Below are 19,654 nucleotides of genomic sequence, written 5' to 3'. Positions count from 1 at the left end.
GGCACTTCTTTTATCCTTTTTCAACTTACAAAATAAAAATATTGTAAGTTGAAAAAGGATATGTTAATCTTATAACCTAATTGAAATCGTATTTTTTTGCATTCAACTTACAAATAATAAAAAATGTAAGTTGTTATTGAAATAATAGTATTATGTAAATAAATTGGACGGTGAGAAAAATGACAGAGAAGGCGTTAACGAAGAATGTTGTTTTAGATGCAGCGGAAAAAGAGTTAATGAAATATGGATGGAGTAGGACGACACTTGTTAGTATTGCGAAGTCACTTGATGTTAGTCATGCGGCTTTATATTCTTATTTTCGGAGTAAGGCCACACTGCGCGACGCTATTTTAGAAAGATGGCTGCTTAAGTACTCAGATCAGCTTGAACAAATTGCCGGAAAAGATGGAGAGACGGAAATCATTTTACAAGAGTGGTTCTTTCGTTTATTTCAGCTTAAAAAGAAAGAGTTACTTGAAAATGAAGAGTTATTTACATTGAATAGTTCGTTAGTGCAGCAAAAGAATAAGGTGATTCAAAAGCACGAAGAAAGATTAGTTGGACAACTGGAGAACGTGATAAATCGTGGGATAGAGCGCAATGAGATTGAAAAACAAGATAGTTTGTTTTTAGCGCATACGTTATTTGGTTTGCTTTCATCGTTCTATCACCCTGCTTTTTCTGAGAAGTGGAAAGAAGAGAGGATAAACGAAGAGTTTCAAAAGTCGTGGGAGATTGTTGCTTGTGGCATTTTTCAAAAGTAAAAAGTTACGTATCATATAAGGCTTTCAAATAGTAGGAGAAGGGGAGATTATATGAGTCATTATAAAGAAGAGCAACAACGTGTAGATGTAGTTATTGAAAAAGTAGAGGAGGAACTGAAAGAGCTGGATGATCGAGTTGGCTCAGTGAAGTCTGAAATTGTAAGTATTAGAAAAAAATTTTGGGAAGATGTAAAAGTAAATATAGATAATATTAAAGAAGCGGTTGAAACGGCGGCGAGTATTAGGCAAGAGGCAGAGCTTCTTGCTGAAAGAGAACATACACATCGTCATACGAAAAATGAATATAACCTTTTAACGAAAATAAAAGAAACGCCGTATTTTGGGCGGATTGATTTTAAAGAAGATACTGAAGCGGATACTGATGAAATGTATATCGGTATCGGCTCTTTTTATGATAAAGAAAATGATGAGTTTTTAGTATACGATTGGCGGGCACCTATTTCGAGCCTTTATTATGATTACACTTTAGGGAGGGCCCAGTATAAAGCGCCCATAGGTACGATTTCAGGCGATTTGCTTTTAAAACGTCAATATATGATTCGAAACGGGACGATTCAAAGTATGTTTGATACAGGTGTGACGATAGGTGATGAATTATTACAAGAAGCACTTGGACGAAATGCAAGTGAACAAATGAAAAGTATTGTAGCGACAATACAGAGGGAACAAAATCAAATTATTCGAAACGATACAAGTGATGTGCTAATTGTGCAAGGGACTGCTGGGAGCGGGAAAACTTCAGCGGCACTGCAACGTATTGCTTATTTATTGTATCGTTACCGCGGCACGGTGCATGCAGATCAAATGTTACTGTTTTCGCCGAATGAGTTGTTCAATAGTTATATTGCGAACGTTTTGCCAGAGCTTGGGGAAGAAAATATGCAACAAACGACTTTTCAAGCGTATGTGGAACATATGATTGGAAAAAGCTTTACTGTAGAAGATTCATTTGCGCAGTTAGAATACGTTTTAACGAAAAAGCATGAAAGTACGTATGAAACTAGAGTGAAAGGTATTCAATATAAATCCTCGGTTGAATTTATGGGACTACTTGAGAAATACGCGCGAAGCTTAAGTGAAAAAGGTTTACAATTTCATGATGTTACATGTAAAGGTGAAGTGCTCATAGAGGCAAAATCAATATGTGATTATTTTTATAGCCTAGATATGTTTATTGCTATACCGAATCGAATACAACTTACAATGGAATGGATTCTTCGGAAGTTACATGAATTTGAAAAGATTGAAGCGAAAAAAGATTGGGTGGAACGAGAAGTTCAGTATTTAAATAAAGAAGATTACAATCGCATATTTGAAAAATTAGAGAAGGATAATCAATTTGATTATTATGAGAAGGAACATGAGTTATTAACGAAATATGTAGTGAAGAAATATTTTCGTTCGTTACGTAGAAGGGTAAAAAATTTCGCTTTTGTAAATCATCCTGCGATTTTTCAGCAGTTATTTGAAAGCATGCAGAAAGATATTTTCGTACCAGATTGCTGGGGAGATATATGTAAGCAGACAGTGAAGCATTTGAAGAATAAACAGCTAACAAATGAAGATGCAGCGCCGTATTTATTTTTAAAAGAGTTACTTGAAGGATTTAAGACGAATCACCTTGTGAAGTTTGTATTTATTGATGAAGTGCAAGATTATACAGCATTTCAATTAGCATTTCTAAAACGACTATTTCCGAAGGCGAAATGGACGTTACTTGGTGATCGTAATCAAAATATTTTCTCGCATGACCAAAATAGAGAAAACAATATTATTTCCACATTATTTGTAAATCGTAAAGTGGAAACAGTCCGGCTTAACCGTAGTTATCGATCGACAAAACCGATCATTGAATTTACAAAGTGTATGATTCCAAATGGAAATGAGATTGAAGCTTTTAATAGGGATGGTAAGAAGCCGGTTTATATAAAAGTAAGTAATGAGCGAAAGCGTGTAGAGAATATAGTTCTTAAGGTGAAAGAGTTAGAAGAAAAAGGCCATAAAACAGTTGCGGTAATTTGTAAAACAAATGAAGAATGCATGAAAGTGATGGAGTTAATAGGAGATATATTACATGTCCACCTTATGCAAAAAGAGAATACAACTTATGAGAACGGCGTTGTTATTATTCCTGCTTATTTGGCGAAAGGGATAGAATTTGACGCGGTAATTATATTTGAAGCTTCTAATGACAGCTATAATAGGGAGTCTGAACGCAATTTGTTTTACACAGCATGTACGAGGGCGATGCATGAATTATATGTATATTATGCCGGGGAGCTAACAGAATTTCTTACACATGTTCCAGAAGAATTATATATAAGGGAGAGATGTTAAATGGCGAATCAATATAATACTTTTCAAAATTGTAGTAAAGAAGTGTCAATGTTATTACCACTTCCGAAGTATGTAAAGTTGGTAAGGGAGCATGAAGAATTACGTGACGGTGTACAAGTTTCCATCAAACGCTATCAAGCAGAAGAGCTGTTACATTACGGTGGTGCTCATATTACAACCATTACTACTCAAAATGATAAGTGTTTATTAAGTTATACGAATATGATGCCAGTATACTCAGACAAACTGCCTCATAAAGATGATGCTGAACAAATAGCAATGGATGTAATGGAAAAGGTTGATCCACAATATGCAAGTGGTTTAACTTTACTACGTATAGAAAAACAAATGAGACAGTATAAAGATGAAGGAGAAATTGTTACTTTTCCTGTTTTATGGGTGAAAATGATGCATGATAATGGGAGTTTTAACGGGGTGACAATTGGAGGAGACAGACAAATCATCGAATTTGAGCGTGAAGTACGCTGGGATTATATGATGAGTCGTCGTCAAACGGAAATGTGGTATTATGATGACTGGGTGTTGGCACGTATGGGAAAAGGTCCGCAATTAATGCCGCCAGCTGCTTTAGCATAGAAACTATCTATTTAAAAAATATTCACAAATATTAATAGGTTTGGTATGATTAATTTCGACAAGTTAATCGAGGCCGGAGATATTTGAGATAAGCCATAAATTTATTTAGGGATACAGAAGTGTCCTCTAAATAAATTATGGCTTTTTTTATTGATGAACTGTAATCAATAAGGAGTTACATGTGAATAGGAGGGATATGGACAATAAATAGTATAGTAATAACATAGGGGAATTATATTTGTAAGATTGGAATTTTAATATAAGCTTATAAAAATAATGAAAGTATATCTTCTATTTCGTGTAAATCTCATTAACTTGTTGAAATTTGCAACGTAGGAAGGGTTAGAAGGATGAGAAAAATTATTAGCGTGTTAGTTATTTTCTTTATGACGGGAAGTATCTTTGCTGGGGGAGCCGTTCATGCGAAAGCAGAGGGGAAGCATGAATGGAATACGAATAAGTTTTTAAATATTGCACATCGCGGAGCAAGTGGACATGCACCTGAGCATACTTTTGCTTCTTATGATCTTGTGAAAAAAATGAAAGCGGATTATTTGGAGTTAGATATTCAGTTAACTAAGGATGGCCAGTTGATTGCCATGCATGATACAGCAGTTGATCGTACTACAAATGGAACAGGCGAAGTACGAGATAAAACATTAAGTGAAATAAAGAGTTTAGATGGAGGATCTTGGTTCAATAAAGCTTATCCAGAAAAGGCTAAGCAAGAGTATGTTGGGCAAAAAGTTCCGACTCTTGAAGAAATCTTCCAAAAGTACGGAAGAAGCATGAAGTATTACATTGAAACAAAATCACCAGATGTGTATCCAGGAATGGAAGAGAAATTGTTAGTGTTGTTAAATAAATATAATTTAGTAGGTCAAAACATGTCTTCTAGCCGTGTTATGATTCAATCATTTAGTAAAGATAGTTTAACAAAGATTCATAGTATGAATAAAAATATTCCGTTAGTTCAACTGCTTTGGTATTATCCAAATGAAAACAATGAAATTATTGAATGGTCTGGTATTACACATGAACCGAAAAGTGTAACGAATGATGATTTTCAAGAAATTAAAAAGTATGCAGTTGGTATCGGGCCAAACTTACGCAATGATAACGGAGAACTAATTATCGATGAGTCATATATGAAAATGGTTAGAAAAAATGGACTGTTAATTCACCCGTATACAATTAATGAGAAACCAGATATGAGATTGTTAATTAAATGGGGTGCTACAGGAATGTTTACAAATTATCCTGATCGATTACATAGTGTGTTAAAGGAAAAATAAATAAGTGGAAAGGTATACCAGTGTTTTAGGTATACCTTCTTTATTATGCCAGATGATAGAAGTAAAGTTCCTCTTTTAAGATAACTCTCCAATAAACCAAACCTCTTTTTCATCGATTGTATCCTCATCATAAATGATTTCTTGAAAGTGCAACGTTTGGGCAGTAGGCCAAATTGAAATTTCCCATGTCTTCCAAAAATCAGACTCATTTGAAAGAGGAATCCATTTTTGAAATTCACTATTTCTATTAAAGAAATTATGAAAGTAGTCCTCATTTTTAAATACAATAATTTGTGAATTCCACAAACTTTCTATAGAAATTAAAACAACAACTCGATATGTATGTGTATCGCTCGGTTTTATTTTTATTAAATGCTGTGCTTGATTTAATAAGGTTTGTATACATAATCGTTTTACTTTTCTAGGCGTTTTACACGAATCGATAAAAGTTTGGGAAACTGGTAAGGGCATATACCAATATTCATCGTAATAGAAAGCAGAAGGGAACGTTTTTGTATGTTCTTCAATTCGCTGTATCATAGTCCTTGTTTTACGCTTCATACCACGTACTTTCTTTTCATGCATTGTGAATCATCTCCATAAATTTTTGTAATGCAGCTGAGTGATATAGATCTTTTCGAGTAATAAAAGTAGTAGGAACTTTTTTGAATCTATTAGGTAAAGGATTGAATGATAAGTTATGTTCATGCCCCTTTAAAATTGATTTCATCATAATCGCTACGCCCATATTTGATTTTACACAGGCGAGTATGGCTTCAATTGTTCCGAATTCTAAAACTCGTTTAGGCGAGATGTCTTCTTCTAGAAGCCAGTCTTCTAATAAACTTCTATAATAGCAACCGTGACTAAAAGCGAGTAAATTCATATATTCTATGTCTTTAAGAGAGGATAAAGGTTTTTTACTAATGAGAACTAATTCTTCTTCACGAAATACATTTGTATGAAGTTCAGTATGCTGAGTAGATCCTGCTATAAATGCTCCGTCTAGTTTTCGTTCTAGCACTAACCTAATTAGTTGTTCGGTCGTACTTGTTTCTAAAATCAATTCGACTTCTGGGTATTTCTCATAATAGGCCGTTAATATAGATGGCAGCCTTACCGCGGTTGTAGATTCTGTACACCCGATTTTCAAAGTGCCTTTAGGATCAGTTCCATTACTTTGAACCGCTTTTATAGATTGATCCATTAAGTGGATAATTTGTTTGGCGTATGTTAATAAAATCTCACCGTTAGAAGTTAAAGTTACACCTTTTCCATTACGATAAAATAGAGGTACCCCCAATTCGTTTTCTAGTTGTTTCATACGCATTGTTACGCCTGATTGTACATAGTTCAAATTTTTCGCTGCGTGAGAAATATTACTTTCCTTAGCAACTTCGTAAAATACAGTTAAATCTTTTATGTCCATGCATCATCCCTCCGAAAAGGTATCATTTTTTTTGATGGATTATATGATATATCTTTATTTTATATGATATCAGAACTTTCATACAATGAAAGAGGGGAGGGATGATTGTGTTAATTGAAGAAAGGATGAATAGTGCTTATAAGTGGGTTATGTTAATTTTTGCGACGATTGCTCAAACAACAGCGACGCTTATAACATATGGTGTCGGAGCTTTCGCTTTATTTTGGAAAGAAGAATATGCGCTTACGAATATGGAAAGTGGATTGTTAGTAAGTGTTGTAAATATTGGACCGTTATTTTGCATGCTTTTTGTCGGTCGGTTACTGGATCAATATAATGAAAAATTATTAATTTCTATCAGTTCATTTTTGCTAGGGAGTTCGTTTTTACTAACTAATATAGTAAACGGGTTTAATGGTCTGTTATTTGTACTTTTATTAGTAGGAATGTTTTATAGTGTTTCCCAGCCAGGAGGAAGTAAAGTGATTTTAAAATGGTTCCCAAAAGAAAATCGAGGATTAGCAATGGGAATAAGGCAAGCTGGTATACCGATTGGTGGCGCATTAGCGGGAGTGCTAATCCCGTTTCTAACAATACAATATAATGTGACTTACGCGATAAATAGTATGGCATGCATTTGTATAATTGGCGGAATATTATTTTTTATGTTTTATAAAGAGTCATATGTTCAAGAGGATGCAAGGAAAGAACATATTAAAATTTCTTTTTGGACGCAGCTAAAAGTAGTGATATGTAAAAAAGAGTTGTATCCAATATATATAACGGGTATTTGCATGATTTCATTGCAAATGGTGTTAGTTGGGCACTTTATGAAATTTTTAGTGAGGGAAGAATCAATTACATTAATTGAAGCTGGAACAGTATTTTCAGTGATGTTCTTTTCTGGAATGATTGGCCGTGTTGTATTAGCAGCTAGTAGTGATGTGTTTTATAAGGGGAATCGGCATACACCTTTATTTATAGCTGTCTGTGCTTCTATCGGTTTGATTCTATTGTTAGTAATGAGCATACATACAGTAACGAGTGGAGTGTTGTATGGTGTAAGCGCATTGTTAGGCTTCTTTTCAATTGGTTGGTTTAGCCTTTTTATCGTTGAAGTTGCTGAATTGGCAAGTGAAGAATGTGTTGGAATAACAGTTAGTTTGGCACTTACATTCAATCAAATTGCGATTATTGTTGCACCCGTTTTATTTGGCTATATTGTCGATGAGAAAGGATATACGTATGCGTGGTTGTGTATAGTGATATTATTAAGTATTTCGGCAGTGAGTATATATGGTGAAAACAAAAAAATAAAAGAAAGTTAGCAATGTAAATTTATTATGAAGAAAGTCTAAAGAAATGCCGAATGAGCGACATTTCTTTTTTTATATGTTGTATAATCAAAATATAAATGAGATTCGTTTTCAATGACGTTCATTGCCTCTTTTGAAATTGCCTGTTACTTTAGCCATAATGAGTTGTTTTTCTGTATCGTTCTGAGCATGATTTATTTTGTTTAAAAATTTTTCTGCATCATTTCCTTTTAATAGCATAATTTGTTTTCCGTAATATTCAATTAAAACCATGTTATTTTTTGTTACTCTGTAATAGAACATCCTATCATCTAAACGATTGCGTTTATCAGTATTTTTCATCGTAACAACTCCATTTCTTATTATGTGTAACAAATGTTACATAAGCTGTTGAAATTATAGTAGAGTGTATCCGATTGTAAGGTGGAAATTTTGCAAGAAAGAAATACAATAGAGAGTAACCAAAAACTGAATATGAGAAAAAGGAATCTAGTTTAAATAGGTGAATAATAGATAGATAATATTATAAAATATTTGAAGATTAAAAGATATAGAATAGAATGGATGCGCGTTAAGTGAAACTAGATAAAAGAGGGTTCCTATTATGCTAAAGAAATGGATAATCGTTTTCTTTATTTTTGCTATATTTTGTGGGAGTGTCGTTGCACTAATACATGCAAATAAAGGTAAAAAATATGATATAAAGGCATTTTCTAATGTAAATAGTAAGCAAAAGGATGGTATGCAGGAAGTCGATGCTAATGAGAAAAAGCGCTATGAAGTCGCAGCTGGAAAACTAGATCAATATTTAAAAGATAAAGGATTTAATGGGAGTGTTCTTGTAGCTAGTAAAGATCATGTGATTTTACGAAAAGGTTATGGGTATGCGAATGTGCAAGATAAAGTAGTAACAACGCCAAGAACGAAATATCGCATTGGTTCAATTACGAAAACAGTCGTTGCAATATCTATTATGCAGCTAAAAGAAAAAGGGAAATTAAATATTGAAGACAATGTAAATAAGTATATTCCATCGTTTCCGGCAGATAAAAACATTACGTTGCGAAATTTGTTAACACATACGTCAGGGTTACCGGATCAGGGACAAGGTAGAGTTGATGCGGCGTCAAGATTAAAGTTAGTAACGTGGATTGGAGCGCAAAAATTGCAATTTCCTGCAGGGACAGGATGGCGATATACAGATTATAATTATATGGTGCTTGCGTATATTGTAGAAAAGGTAGCAAATAAACCGCTCGCTGAGTATGTGAAAGAAAATATTTTTACTCCTGCTGAAATGCATGAATCTGGAATGGGTGCAACTCTCCCTGAAGATATTTTTTTAGCAGAAGGTTATACGAGAAAAGATAATGAGTTAATAGCTGCACCCCGCTTAAAAATGAACTGGTTGTATGGGTGTGGTGAAATGTATACGACTGTTGAAGATATGAAAAGATTAGATGAGGCTATTATGGATGGAAAACTGCTATCTAAACAAAGTGTATTAGATATGTTTACTGCATCACCTGCAAGAAAATATGGATTTAGTTTCTATACGTATCCAGATTATTATCATAACCACGGCGTATTATCAGGCTGGAATACTTTTAATAATTTTAACTGGGATAAAAGAACGTTTGTCATATTATTCTCTAACGTTCAAAATGGTATGAATGATGCATTTAACCAAGAGTTTAGGAAAATGGCGAATGATTTAATAGAAGGAAAAGAATAATTTTAAAATCGGTATTGATATGTAATTATCAATACCGATTTTTTTATTTCGTAAAGTTCAGCGTGCTAAACAAGTAGGTAAGGAAGATAGTTGAATAAATACATATAGTTAGTTAAATGATAGGAATGTAAAGAATAATTGGTAATTTTTACATTGGAGAAAAAGCTTGAGCTTTACACTATGTGAAGCTTTACATTATTGGAGATAAGAACAGGAGGTTGAAAGAATGAAAAAAGTAGTAAAGTTTTGCTTAATAGCTACATTATCCACGGCGATTATTAGTGGTTGTTCTTTTGAAGGTGGTAATGAAAATGCAAAAGGGAAAGAGAATGGAAAAGTAGAGGTACAGAAAAAAGTTGGAAAATATACGATGCCAGATGAAAAAGATAAGCATGAAGGTACTTGGCTGCAATGGCCTCATGAATATACATATGGTGAAGAGTATAAGCAAGAAGTTGAACCGATTTGGGTTAAGATGGCAAGTGCTTTAACCGAGGGAGAAAAAGTCCATATTGTTGCATACGATGAGGAAGAGAAAGAGCGCATCAATAATCTTTTAATAGATAAAGGATTGAATATGGATAAAATTGATTTCTTTATCGCTCCTACTGATGATGTATGGGCAAGAGATAGTGGGCCGATTTTTGTTTATGACAATAATAAAAATCTCAAAATATTAGATCCGGCATTTAATGGTTGGGGAAAGAAAACTCCTTATAAAAATGATGCTCGTATACGTGAAAATGTTAGTAAACAATTAGGGATTGAAAGGATTGATTGGGGGAAATTTGTCCTGGAAGGCGGTGCAATTGAATTAGACAGTAATGGGACTGCTTTATTAACTCGAAGTGCAGTAACAAATAAAAATAGAAATCCGGATTTATCAGAAAAGGAAATTGAAAAATATATAAGTGACCTTGGAGTAACCAACTTTATTTGGTTAGACGGAGTACCTAATTTAGATATTACGGACTTTCATATTGATGGATTTGCTAAATTTCATGGTAAATCTACCATTGTAACGATGAAAGAAGATGACTTAGCCGAGTGGGGGTTGTCGAACAAAGATATGGACACATTGTTAGAGGCAAAAAATGCGTCAGGACAGAAATATAAGTATGAATACTTACCTCTTAGTAAAGAGAAAGTTATTTTAGAAAATGGAAAAGTTCTCGATTATAAGGGATCGTATATTAATTATTATATTGGGAATACAGTGGTATTGGTGCCTAATTATAATGATTCGAATGATAAAATCGCAAATGATACGATTCAGAAGTTATATCCAGATCGTAAAGTAGTTGGGATTGATGTGAGGGAGCTTTATAAAAATGGTGGCATGATTCATTGTGTGACACAGCAACAACCGATTCAATTGAAGTAATCGATTGAAATGTAGCAACCTACGGACAAAATAGGTATATTTTTTCCTTTACCTATTTTGTCATGCCTTATTATTTGTAACAATAAAGGGTTTTAATATAATGATAATCGGATTATAGTGTATAGTCGTATTTCGCTTTATCCCGCGTTAACGGACAGTAAAACTTCCACCTCAAAATTCAGTTGGAGCAAAGAAGTTAGGTGGGAGATCAACTGTCCGTTAACGTCCGATTGGTTCAACTAATAATCAGTGGGGATGAACAAAACCCCCACTGATTAAAGTTTCACTTTATATGGAAAAGGAGAAAGATGTTTGTGTCAAAGAAATTAAAAATAGTTTTTTCATTTTTTCCTATCATTCTACAGTACATTTTAAATGTAGCTTTGATTTGTTTGGGGATTGTTTTAAGTGTGTTTCTCATGAAAGAAGTCATTCAATTTATACAAGAACTGAAATTGAGTGGTAAGGAATCTAGTTATCATTTAGTTGATAGTATCGTTGTATTCTTTTTATATTTTGAATTTATCGTAATGATTATAAAGTATTTTCAAATGAATTTTCATTTCCCATTACGATATTTTATATATGTAGGTATAACAGCTATTGTGCGCCTAATTATTATAGATCATGATAGCCCAGTGGATTCATTGTTATACGCCTGTGCGATTCTTGTGTTAATTAGCGCTTTATTCATTGCAAATTCTAAAATAATGCGACGTGATTTAGTAGAGTAACATTTGCAGTTGGAATGTAAAAAGGAGTGACAGTATTGCCAGAGATAATTTTAACTAGCCTCATAATAATAGGGTTTATGATTCTATTATTTAATTGTATCCTTTCATAATTTAAAAGAATAACAGGTTAATAAGGAAAGAGGTTTTTGTAAATATGGTTCATTACAATAATCAAAATAGTTTACATCAAATATTTACATTAAAGGGAACGATTATAAGAGATATTTTCCCGCAAATTTTAGTATATACATGTATGTCAACGGTAGTAGCTGTGATTCATTATTATTATGCTGAAATACATATAAATCAAACCCCTTGGGTAATTGTTGGAGGGGCTTTAGGTCTACTGTTAGTTTTTCGTACGAATACTGCCTATGATAGATATTGGGAAGGTAGGAAGCTGTTTGGTACGATTGGTGCCTGTACTAGAAATTTAGCAGTTAGCTTTTTATGTCATTGGGAGTCTGGAGAGGGAAAGACAGATAAGGAAAAACTAAAATTTGTACAATTATTAGTTGCTTTTCCAAAGATAGCGAAAGGACATTTGAGAGATGAAAAAGATTTATCTGAAATAAAATCATTGCTTGATACTTGTTCTGAGAAGGAAAGAGAAATCTTGGCTAAATCTATTCATTTACCAATTAGTATAGTTTTTATGTTAAAAACTATACTATCAAAAGGTTTAAAAACAGGTCAAATTCATCCAAATGTGATAATTAATATGGAGACTGATTTGAATACTTTGCTTACGTCTGTGGGTGGGTGTGATCGTATTAAAACAACACCTATTCCTTTTGCGTATTTTGCTCATATAAAAATTTTATTGATTATATTTTGCGCAACTTTGCCAATTGGTCTTGTTGATAGCCTTGGATGGTCTACAGTACTTGCAACTACGTTTATAAGTTTTGCATTTATAGGTATTGAGGCAATAGGAGTTGAAATTGAGGATCCATTTGGTCAGGATCCAAACGATTTTCCGTTAGAAGAAATTTGTATAGGGGTAGAAATACATGTAGTGAATTTATATAACGAAAACGAACTATTAGAAGTAATCGATTTGAATCGTGATAAAAAAATTATTTAATTATTAATTGTGTATGACGATGAAATGTTTAATGCTGTCATGAAATACTGTATTTTAAAATCCTGTCAAGAGTCAATTTGCAGCTTAATGACAGCTTTATATTTTTTATATAAATATATAATATTTCTCCGTGCTATAATCCATTCATGAAATGTGCACGTTTCGAAAATTGTTATGAAAGAGAAATAGTTGGCATAGTGAAATTAGTTATTCAGCCATTATTAAAAAGCGAGGCAAATAATATGGAACAAAAACAAAATGGAATTATTTTTACTGCAATACCAGATAAATCAAATGAATATTATCGTCCATTTTATGAAGATCTGATTTATTTTAATGAATACTTAAATGAAAATAAATCATGTACTGATCAACTTGTTTCTTTATCTGTTGAAGAGCAAGACTTTCATACAAGCTTTTTTGAGTATGATGATATTTGGCTAAGAGATGTTGCACCAGTCGTCACAAATCATTTAGTTAAATTTAAATATCAACCCAATTATTTACCGAAAGATCAATGGCGATATTTAGATCAACAATTTAATAAATGGTTGAAAAAGAACGACTTTGAATATGTGAAATCTCCATTGATACTAGATGGTGGGAATCTTATTTGGAATAAAAAAGATACTGTTATAGTAACAGAACGTATATTTGATGATAATTATGATTGGACGGAAGAAGAAATTATAGAGCAACTGGAATGGGATTTGGATGTGAGCCGCGTTATTATTATTCCTGCTGAAGAAGGGGACGTACTTGCACATGCAGACGGAATGGTTAAATTTATTGATGAACACACGATGTTTATTAGTGATTTTTTAGGGGATCATGGATTTAGATATAATGTTCAAGAGATTATTCAAGAGCAAATGCCAGAAGCTGAATTTATAGTTGTGCCATCGTCATATACAGAGAAAGGGCAATATGATCAAGAAATAGCGTCGGCAAAAGGTTTGTATATAAATATGTTAGAAACATGTGATACGATTTACGTTCCTAAGTTTGGATTAGCTAAAGATCGGGAAGTGTTACGATATATTCAACAGCATACGGAGAAACAAGCTATTCAAATTCATGTAGGAGAAATATCAACAATGGGAGGCGCAATCAATTGTTTAACGTGGTATTGTCCTCAGCATTTGTTACCTTCAACAATGAAAAGAATGAACAATCAGAATAAAGATTTTTCAGTTAGGAAGATTTTTGATTGGTTTTAAAATAAGCGTATAAGAAAATGTATTCAAGGGGTAAGTATATGTATACAATTACTGAGTTTTCGCGGATTTGTAAAATGAGTACACGGATGTTAAGGCATTATGACAAAGAAGATATATTAAAACCAGCATATGTGAACCCGGAAAATGGGTATAGATATTATGAGCAAGGGCAGTTAGAAATAGCATTGAAAATAAAAAAGTTAAGGGAGTATAAGTTCCCTCTACCGAAAATTAAAATCATTCTTCATTCGTCAGATCAAGATTCATTTATTAAACATATGCAAGCACAAATTATAGAGTTATCTCATGAAGTAAAACAAAATTTACAGGTTATTTCAGAAATGAATGAAATGGTAAATATGAATCATGCTTTAAATACTGCTTGCCATAGAAATTACGATATATTAATTGGGATGAGAAATGAAATAACAGTAATTGCTCAAAGGTTACAAATAAATATAGATGATATGGATGATTATTTTTATGACTTATATGAAAAAGTACACAAGAATAACTTCCAAATAGTCGGCTCGCCTTCTACAGTTTTTTATGATGAAGAGTATATTCCAAATAAGAGTGATATTGAATTAAGAATTCCAGTTATGCATGAGAACGATAAAGACGTAGTACAAGAATATGAAATAAAAAAATTAAATCCGCATCAAATCGTTACTACTATGCATTATGGAAGTTACGACTATATAGGTTACGCTTATATAGCGTTAGAAAAATGGATTGAAAGAAATGGTTATGTAATAGAGGATTCACCATATGAGGTTTACATCAAGGGATCTGAATGTGATTGTTTAGTAGAGGAGTATGTGACGCAAATTTGTTTTTTAGTGATGAAAATAAACTGAGAATAAGGATTGACATTAACATTATGTCAATCCTTATTCTATTTATGTAAGTAATTCATCATAATAAAAAGGAGAAAGAATATGAAAAAAACAATCATGATTATTTGCCTGATTCTAAGTATGACATGGGTTTCAGCATGTACTCCTGGAGGAGGAGGAGAAGGTGAGAATGGTAGTTTTGTTCTACCTAAGGAGTTGCCTAAAAATGTAGTGTTTAAAAATGGTACCATCTATACTTCAAATGGAAAGCAAGACGTTGTAGAGGCTATAGCCGTTAAAGAAGGGAAAATTACATTTGTTGGTTCAAACAAAGATGTAGAAGGATTTATAAATGAAGATACAAAAGTGGTGGATTTACAAGGACGTTTTATACTCCCTGGTTTTGTGGACAATCATAATCATATATTTGAGGCGAAATCACCAGCAGCAGGGAATTGTAGTGTCTCACCGGATGCTGCGCTGCAAGAACAACGTTCGTATTTAAAGGCTTGTAAAAAAGATGTGAAAGATGGCGAATGGGTAAGTGGAACAGGATTTAGTTTGGAAGAGCTGTTAAAAGATATGGACGAAAAATCAGAACAACAAACGCCATTACAAGTTCTTGATGAGTTATTTCCTAATAACCCTGTATTAATTATGGAAAGAACTTCTCATTCTGTATGGATTAACTCAAAAGCATTGGAAGTAGCGGGAATAAATAAAGAAACGAAAGATCCGCAAGGTGGAAGAATCATCCGGGATCCAGAAACAGGAGAACCTTTCGGGCTTCTGTATGATACAGCAGGGGATATCGTAATGGAAAAAGCATGGAATTCTCAGCCTAAACTCTTTGAAAAAAATTATGAAGGCTTGTTAGACGGTTTAGATGAGGTTGCGAAGAATGGAATAACTACAGTCGGCGATGGACGTCTATATTGGAAACGAGGCTGGTTAGATGTTTGGAATAAAGTTAATGATGAGAAAAAGTTAACATCACGAGTAGTACTTCGTCCGTGGGTATATCCGAACTTAAATGAAGCGGAACAAATGGAGTATTTCAAAAAAATTAAGCGTGATGATCTATCATCTCGAATGCTTATTAATCAAGTGAAAATGTATAGTGATGGAATTAGTATTAACAGTACAGCTAAAATACTAGAAAAATATAAATTTGAGTGGTTTAAAGGAACACCGTACGGTTTGAATTATATTCCAGAAGAAAAAATGAAATGGTGGTTGACGGAACTGAATAAACTTGGTTACGGTGCACTCATTCATACGATTGGAGATGGTGGGGTAAGAGAGAGTTTAAATGCAATTGAAGCAGCGAAGAAAGAAGGGGCGAATCAGCCTTATACGCTTACGCATGTTGAAATGGTAGAAAATAGTGATATAAATCGTTTTGCAAAATTAGGAATTAGTGCTGATTTCCAAGTAGGTCATGATTTTGCAGAAGATCCTAAACAAAGTTGGGCAAGTGCGTATTTTACAAATCAACAGATGGAACGAATTATGCCGTTAGGACGCATTTGGAAAACAGGAGCAAACGTATCACTTAGTAGTGATTGGGATGTAAATGAACTAAATCCACTTGTGACAATTTCGAATGCGCTAAGTATTGGAGAGAAAGGCTTATCTGATATATATGCAGCTATTGATGCTTATACGATTAAGCCCGCCAAAGCGTTAGGTCTTGATAAGATTACCGGTTCAATTGAAGTAGGTAAATCAGCCGATATGATATTACTAAATGAAGATATTACTAAAATGAGTGTCGATAAGATTCCAGATGCGAAAGTTTTAGTGACGGTTTTACAAGGAGAAGTAGTGTATCACAAGGAGAAATAAAGAGACACCTTATAAAGTAGTTGCAAGTACATGAATATATTTCTGTTGACCTTAACACGATGTCAAAGTTTAGACTAAACTTACATTCGAAGAAGGGGTGAACACGTATGAGAAATATAGAAAATAGTTTGTTTTATATGCCAGCTGAGTGGGAAAAGCATGAGGGGACATGGCTCCAATGGCCTCATGATAAAGCTCATAGAGGTGAAGGTTACAGAACTAAGCTAGATGATATTTGGGTAACGATGGCAAAGGAGCTTCATTACGGAGAAACTGTTCATATTGTTGTATATGATGAGGAAGAAAAAGTACATGTCCAAACGAAGTTAATGGAAGCGAAAGTGGACATGGATAAAATTGATTTTTTAATTGAAGAAACGGATGATATTTGGATAAGAGATAATGGACCGATTTTTGTGAAAAATAAGGAAGGTGATCTCTGTTTAACACACTGGATTTTTAATGGGTGGGGTGAGAAATATCCGTATGAAAATGACGCTGTTATTCCGGCAAAAATAAGTGAAACGTATAGCATTCCAAAAGTTAATTCTAGTGTCTGTCTAGAGGGCGGGGGAATAGAGATAAACGGAAATGGAACCTTAATGGCAGCGAAAACTTCTATTATAAATGAAAATCGAAATCCTACACTAAGTCAGGAAGAGATTGAAATAGAGTTAACGAAGCATTTAGGGGTCACGAATTTTATATGGATAACGGGCATTCGCGGTGAGGATAATTATGATGAAGATACGGATTACCATATTGATGGGGCAGCACGTTTTGTAAATGAAAATACAATTCTTTATGAATATGATCCTTTCGGGGAGAGTGAATCTTACCTTTTGGAGGCGTATGAAAAGCATTATCAAGAATTGAGACAAGCAAGAAATATAGATGGAAAACCATTTCAGCTCATACCAGTACCGGTGACGAGAAAAATGGTAAAAGAAGCAGACTGTAAGGGCTCATATTTGAATTTCTATATTGGAAATGAAGTTGTATTAGTTCCGATATATGGCGATGAGCATGATAAGTTAGCGCTTCAAATCATTGAAGGGCAGTTTCCGGGCAGAAGAATTGTCGGTATTTATGTAAATGAATTGTTCGCGTATGGTGGCATGATTCATTGTGTAACGCAGCAACATTTGGCATAAAGTATCCGAAATGAAAAAAGCATGCAGAGTATATACTCTGCATGCTTTTTATAATGCTGAAAACTCTTCCACAAGTGAGCTGAAACGATTTAGTGCACTTTCAATCGGTTCTGGCGTAGTTAAATCAACACCAGCTTTTTTCAGTAGATTTAATGGATAGTCCGAACTTCCACCTTTAAGGAATTCAATATAATGTTTTTGAGCATTTGGATCGCCACTTAATAACTTATCGGCAATTTGGATTGCAGAAGCGAACCCAGTTGCATATTTGTACACGTAAAATGGACGATAGAAATGCGGTATTCTAGCCCAGCCGTATTTTACTTCTTCGTCGAATACGAGAGAGTCGCCATTATACTCTCTAAACAAGTTTTCATAAACTTCGCTAAAGACTTGGGCATTTAATGGTTTACCTTGCTCAGCCATTGAATGTGTGATTTTTTCAAACTCAGCGAACATGATTTGTGTAAAGAAAGTGCCTTTAAATTTCTCGATGAAATGGTTTACTAAATGATTACGTACAGCAGCATCTTTTGCTTCTTTTAATAAATGATGAATTAATAGCACTTCATTTACTGTAGAAGCGACTTCTGCGACAAAAATAGTATAGTGTGCAGAAATTCTTGGTTGGTATCCGTGTGAGTAGTGCGTATGCATACCGTGTCCACATTCATGAGTGAGAGTGAAAAGGCTATTTAAATCATCGTGATGATTTAAAAGAATGAAAGGATGAACGCCGTATACACCAAAGTTATAAGCGCCGGAACGTTTTCCTGGTGTTTCTCTTACGTCGATATAGCGTTTATCTTTAAAGCTTTTTAATGTTTCAATATATTCTTCACCTAATGGAGCTAGTGATTCGATCATCATGTCAAATGCTTTGTCATATGGAATGTCTTGTTTTACACCAGCTACTAAATCAACGCCCAAGTCGTATTGATGTAGTTCATCTACATTTAATTTTTCTTTTCGAAGTTCATTATAAGTATGTAGTGATTGAATATTTTTTTTTGTAGTCTCAATTAAATTTTCATAAACTTCTTTCGGAACCATGTCGCCAAATAATGACTTTTCTAAAGCTGATGGATATTTTCTTAGCTTTGAAACAGTAACATTATTTTTAATAGCAGCAGATAAAGTAGAAGCGATAGAATTCTTTAATTGAACGTATGGTTTGTAATAAGCTTTATAGGCTTCTTTACGTTTCTCGCGATTTTCATCTTCTATTAACTTTGCATACATTCCGCGTGTTAAAGTAACTTTTTCTCCTTCATCAGTAGTCACTTCACCAAATAGTATATCTGCATTATTTAACATGCCGTATGTATGCTGAGGAGAGGAAAGTGCTTCGCCCATTTGTGATAAAATCTCTTCTTGGTCCTTATTCAAGACGTGTTTTTTATAACGGTACAATTCAAATAAGTCGTCTTTATAATATTGTAAACCTTCTGCGTCTTCTATGTAAGAATGTAATGTGTTTTCATCTACGCTAAGTAAGAATGGGGAAAAGAAAGATTTAGCCGCACTTACTTTCACATGTAATTGTGATACTTTATCGACAAGAGATTGAGCGTCAGTATCGCGCGTATCAAGATCAGATTGTAATCGTGCATAAGCGAACATTAAAGATATTATGCTAGAAGTTTCTTCACTCTTTGTTAAATAGGCTAATAAACTATTGCCATCGTGAATGTTTCCATTAAACTCGTGTAATTCTTTCGTTAATACTTCAATTTTATGGAAGTCGCTTTCCCAATCTTCAATTGTATGGTAAATATCTGTTAAATCCCATTTTTCTTTATCATCTACTTGTAGTCGATCTTTAAGTTCAGTCATAATCATTTCCTTTCTAAATATGTAGTTATATTCCTATATAACTATGAAATACAACAAA

17 protein-coding genes are annotated in these 19,654 nt (G+C 33.6%); 13 read left to right on the top strand and 4 right to left on the bottom strand.

Annotated elements, in window-relative coordinates:
* The first annotated feature begins 179 nt into the window (after positions 1–179).
* From PDL00_RS16195 to PDL00_RS16180, 4 genes are all read left to right on the top strand, one after another.
* On the top strand, positions 180–764 hold the full coding sequence (locus tag PDL00_RS16195; protein ID WP_097882456.1) for a TetR/AcrR family transcriptional regulator: 585 nt from the start codon (positions 180–182) through the stop codon (positions 762–764).
* Positions 765–815: 51 nt separating this feature from the next.
* Positions 816–3,122, top strand: coding sequence for an RNA polymerase recycling motor HelD (helD, locus tag PDL00_RS16190; protein ID WP_270730124.1), 2,307 nt, complete (start codon positions 816–818; stop codon positions 3,120–3,122).
* The gene (locus PDL00_RS16185) at positions 3,123–3,719 is read left to right on the top strand and encodes a hypothetical protein (RefSeq protein ID WP_270730122.1); all 597 of its coding nucleotides are present in this window, start codon (positions 3,123–3,125) and stop codon (positions 3,717–3,719) included.
* A 350-nt stretch (positions 3,720–4,069) separates the two neighbouring features.
* Entirely contained in the window at positions 4,070–5,014 is a 945-nt protein-coding gene (locus PDL00_RS16180; RefSeq protein WP_242255790.1) for a glycerophosphodiester phosphodiesterase, read from the top strand.
* Positions 5,015–5,089: 75 nt separating this feature from the next.
* Here the strand turns inward: PDL00_RS16180 and PDL00_RS16175 are convergent, their stop codons facing one another.
* Both PDL00_RS16175 and PDL00_RS16170 read right to left on the bottom strand, forming a co-directional pair.
* Positions 5,090–5,599, bottom strand: coding sequence for a DUF3916 domain-containing protein (locus PDL00_RS16175; RefSeq protein WP_270730119.1), 510 nt, complete (start codon positions 5,597–5,599; stop codon positions 5,090–5,092).
* Entirely contained in the window at positions 5,592–6,443 is an 852-nt protein-coding gene (locus PDL00_RS16170; RefSeq protein ID WP_242255787.1) for a LysR family transcriptional regulator, read from the bottom strand. The genes PDL00_RS16175 and PDL00_RS16170 overlap by 8 nt, the downstream gene beginning before the upstream one ends.
* A 101-nt stretch (positions 6,444–6,544) precedes the next feature.
* Here PDL00_RS16170 and PDL00_RS16165 point away from each other — a divergent pair, with 101 nt between their 5' ends.
* On the top strand, positions 6,545–7,771 hold the full coding sequence (locus tag PDL00_RS16165; RefSeq protein WP_270730116.1) for an MFS transporter: 1,227 nt from the start codon (positions 6,545–6,547) through the stop codon (positions 7,769–7,771).
* A 99-nt stretch (positions 7,772–7,870) separates the two neighbouring features.
* Here the strand turns inward: PDL00_RS16165 and PDL00_RS16160 are convergent, their stop codons facing one another.
* Positions 7,871–8,101 (bottom strand): hypothetical protein, encoded by a 231-nt coding sequence (locus tag PDL00_RS16160; RefSeq protein WP_242255784.1) that lies wholly within the window; start codon positions 8,099–8,101, stop codon positions 7,871–7,873.
* A gap of 262 nt (positions 8,102–8,363) precedes the next feature.
* On the opposite strand from PDL00_RS16160, the gene PDL00_RS16155 reads away from it, so the two are divergent.
* From PDL00_RS16155 to PDL00_RS16120, 8 genes are all read left to right on the top strand, one after another.
* Complete coding sequence (locus PDL00_RS16155) at positions 8,364–9,494, top strand: serine hydrolase domain-containing protein (RefSeq protein WP_242254840.1); 1,131 nt, start codon at positions 8,364–8,366, stop codon at positions 9,492–9,494.
* Positions 9,495–9,720: 226 nt separating this feature from the next.
* Positions 9,721–10,878: an agmatine deiminase family protein gene (locus tag PDL00_RS16150; RefSeq protein ID WP_242254837.1), complete on the top strand. Its 1,158-nt coding sequence runs from the start codon at positions 9,721–9,723 to the stop codon at positions 10,876–10,878.
* Positions 10,879–11,186: 308 nt separating this feature from the next.
* Entirely contained in the window at positions 11,187–11,612 is a 426-nt protein-coding gene (gene psiE, locus PDL00_RS16145; RefSeq protein WP_242254835.1) for a phosphate-starvation-inducible protein PsiE, read from the top strand.
* Between the two features lie 154 nt (positions 11,613–11,766).
* Positions 11,767–12,699, top strand: a complete 933-nt coding sequence (locus tag PDL00_RS16140) for a bestrophin family protein (RefSeq protein WP_270730112.1) — start codon at positions 11,767–11,769, stop codon at positions 12,697–12,699.
* 242 nt (positions 12,700–12,941) lie between these two features.
* Positions 12,942–13,919, top strand: a complete 978-nt coding sequence (locus PDL00_RS16135) for an agmatine deiminase family protein (protein ID WP_242254830.1) — start codon at positions 12,942–12,944, stop codon at positions 13,917–13,919.
* Positions 13,920–13,957: 38 nt separating this feature from the next.
* Positions 13,958–14,779, top strand: a complete 822-nt coding sequence (locus PDL00_RS16130) for a MerR family transcriptional regulator (protein ID WP_270730108.1) — start codon at positions 13,958–13,960, stop codon at positions 14,777–14,779.
* A gap of 81 nt (positions 14,780–14,860) precedes the next feature.
* A complete protein-coding gene (locus tag PDL00_RS16125) occupies positions 14,861–16,606 on the top strand; it encodes an amidohydrolase (protein WP_270730105.1) in 1,746 nt (581 codons plus the stop codon).
* A gap of 107 nt (positions 16,607–16,713) precedes the next feature.
* Positions 16,714–17,760, top strand: coding sequence for an agmatine deiminase family protein (locus PDL00_RS16120; RefSeq protein ID WP_242254824.1), 1,047 nt, complete (start codon positions 16,714–16,716; stop codon positions 17,758–17,760).
* A 48-nt stretch (positions 17,761–17,808) separates the two neighbouring features.
* Here PDL00_RS16120 and pepF read toward each other — a convergent pair whose 3' ends face one another.
* Positions 17,809–19,596 carry an oligoendopeptidase F gene (pepF, locus tag PDL00_RS16115; protein ID WP_270730102.1) on the bottom strand — a complete coding sequence of 596 codons (1,788 nt, stop codon included), beginning with the start codon at positions 19,594–19,596 and terminating at the stop codon, positions 17,809–17,811.
* Positions 19,597–19,654 lie beyond the last annotated feature (58 nt).

It is taken from the genome of Bacillus cereus group sp. TH152-1LC (assembly GCF_027710505.1).
Taxonomy (GTDB): Bacteria; Bacillota; Bacilli; order Bacillales; family Bacillaceae_G; genus Bacillus_A; species Bacillus_A mobilis.
This window is presented reverse-complemented; position numbering and strand designations above follow the sequence as displayed.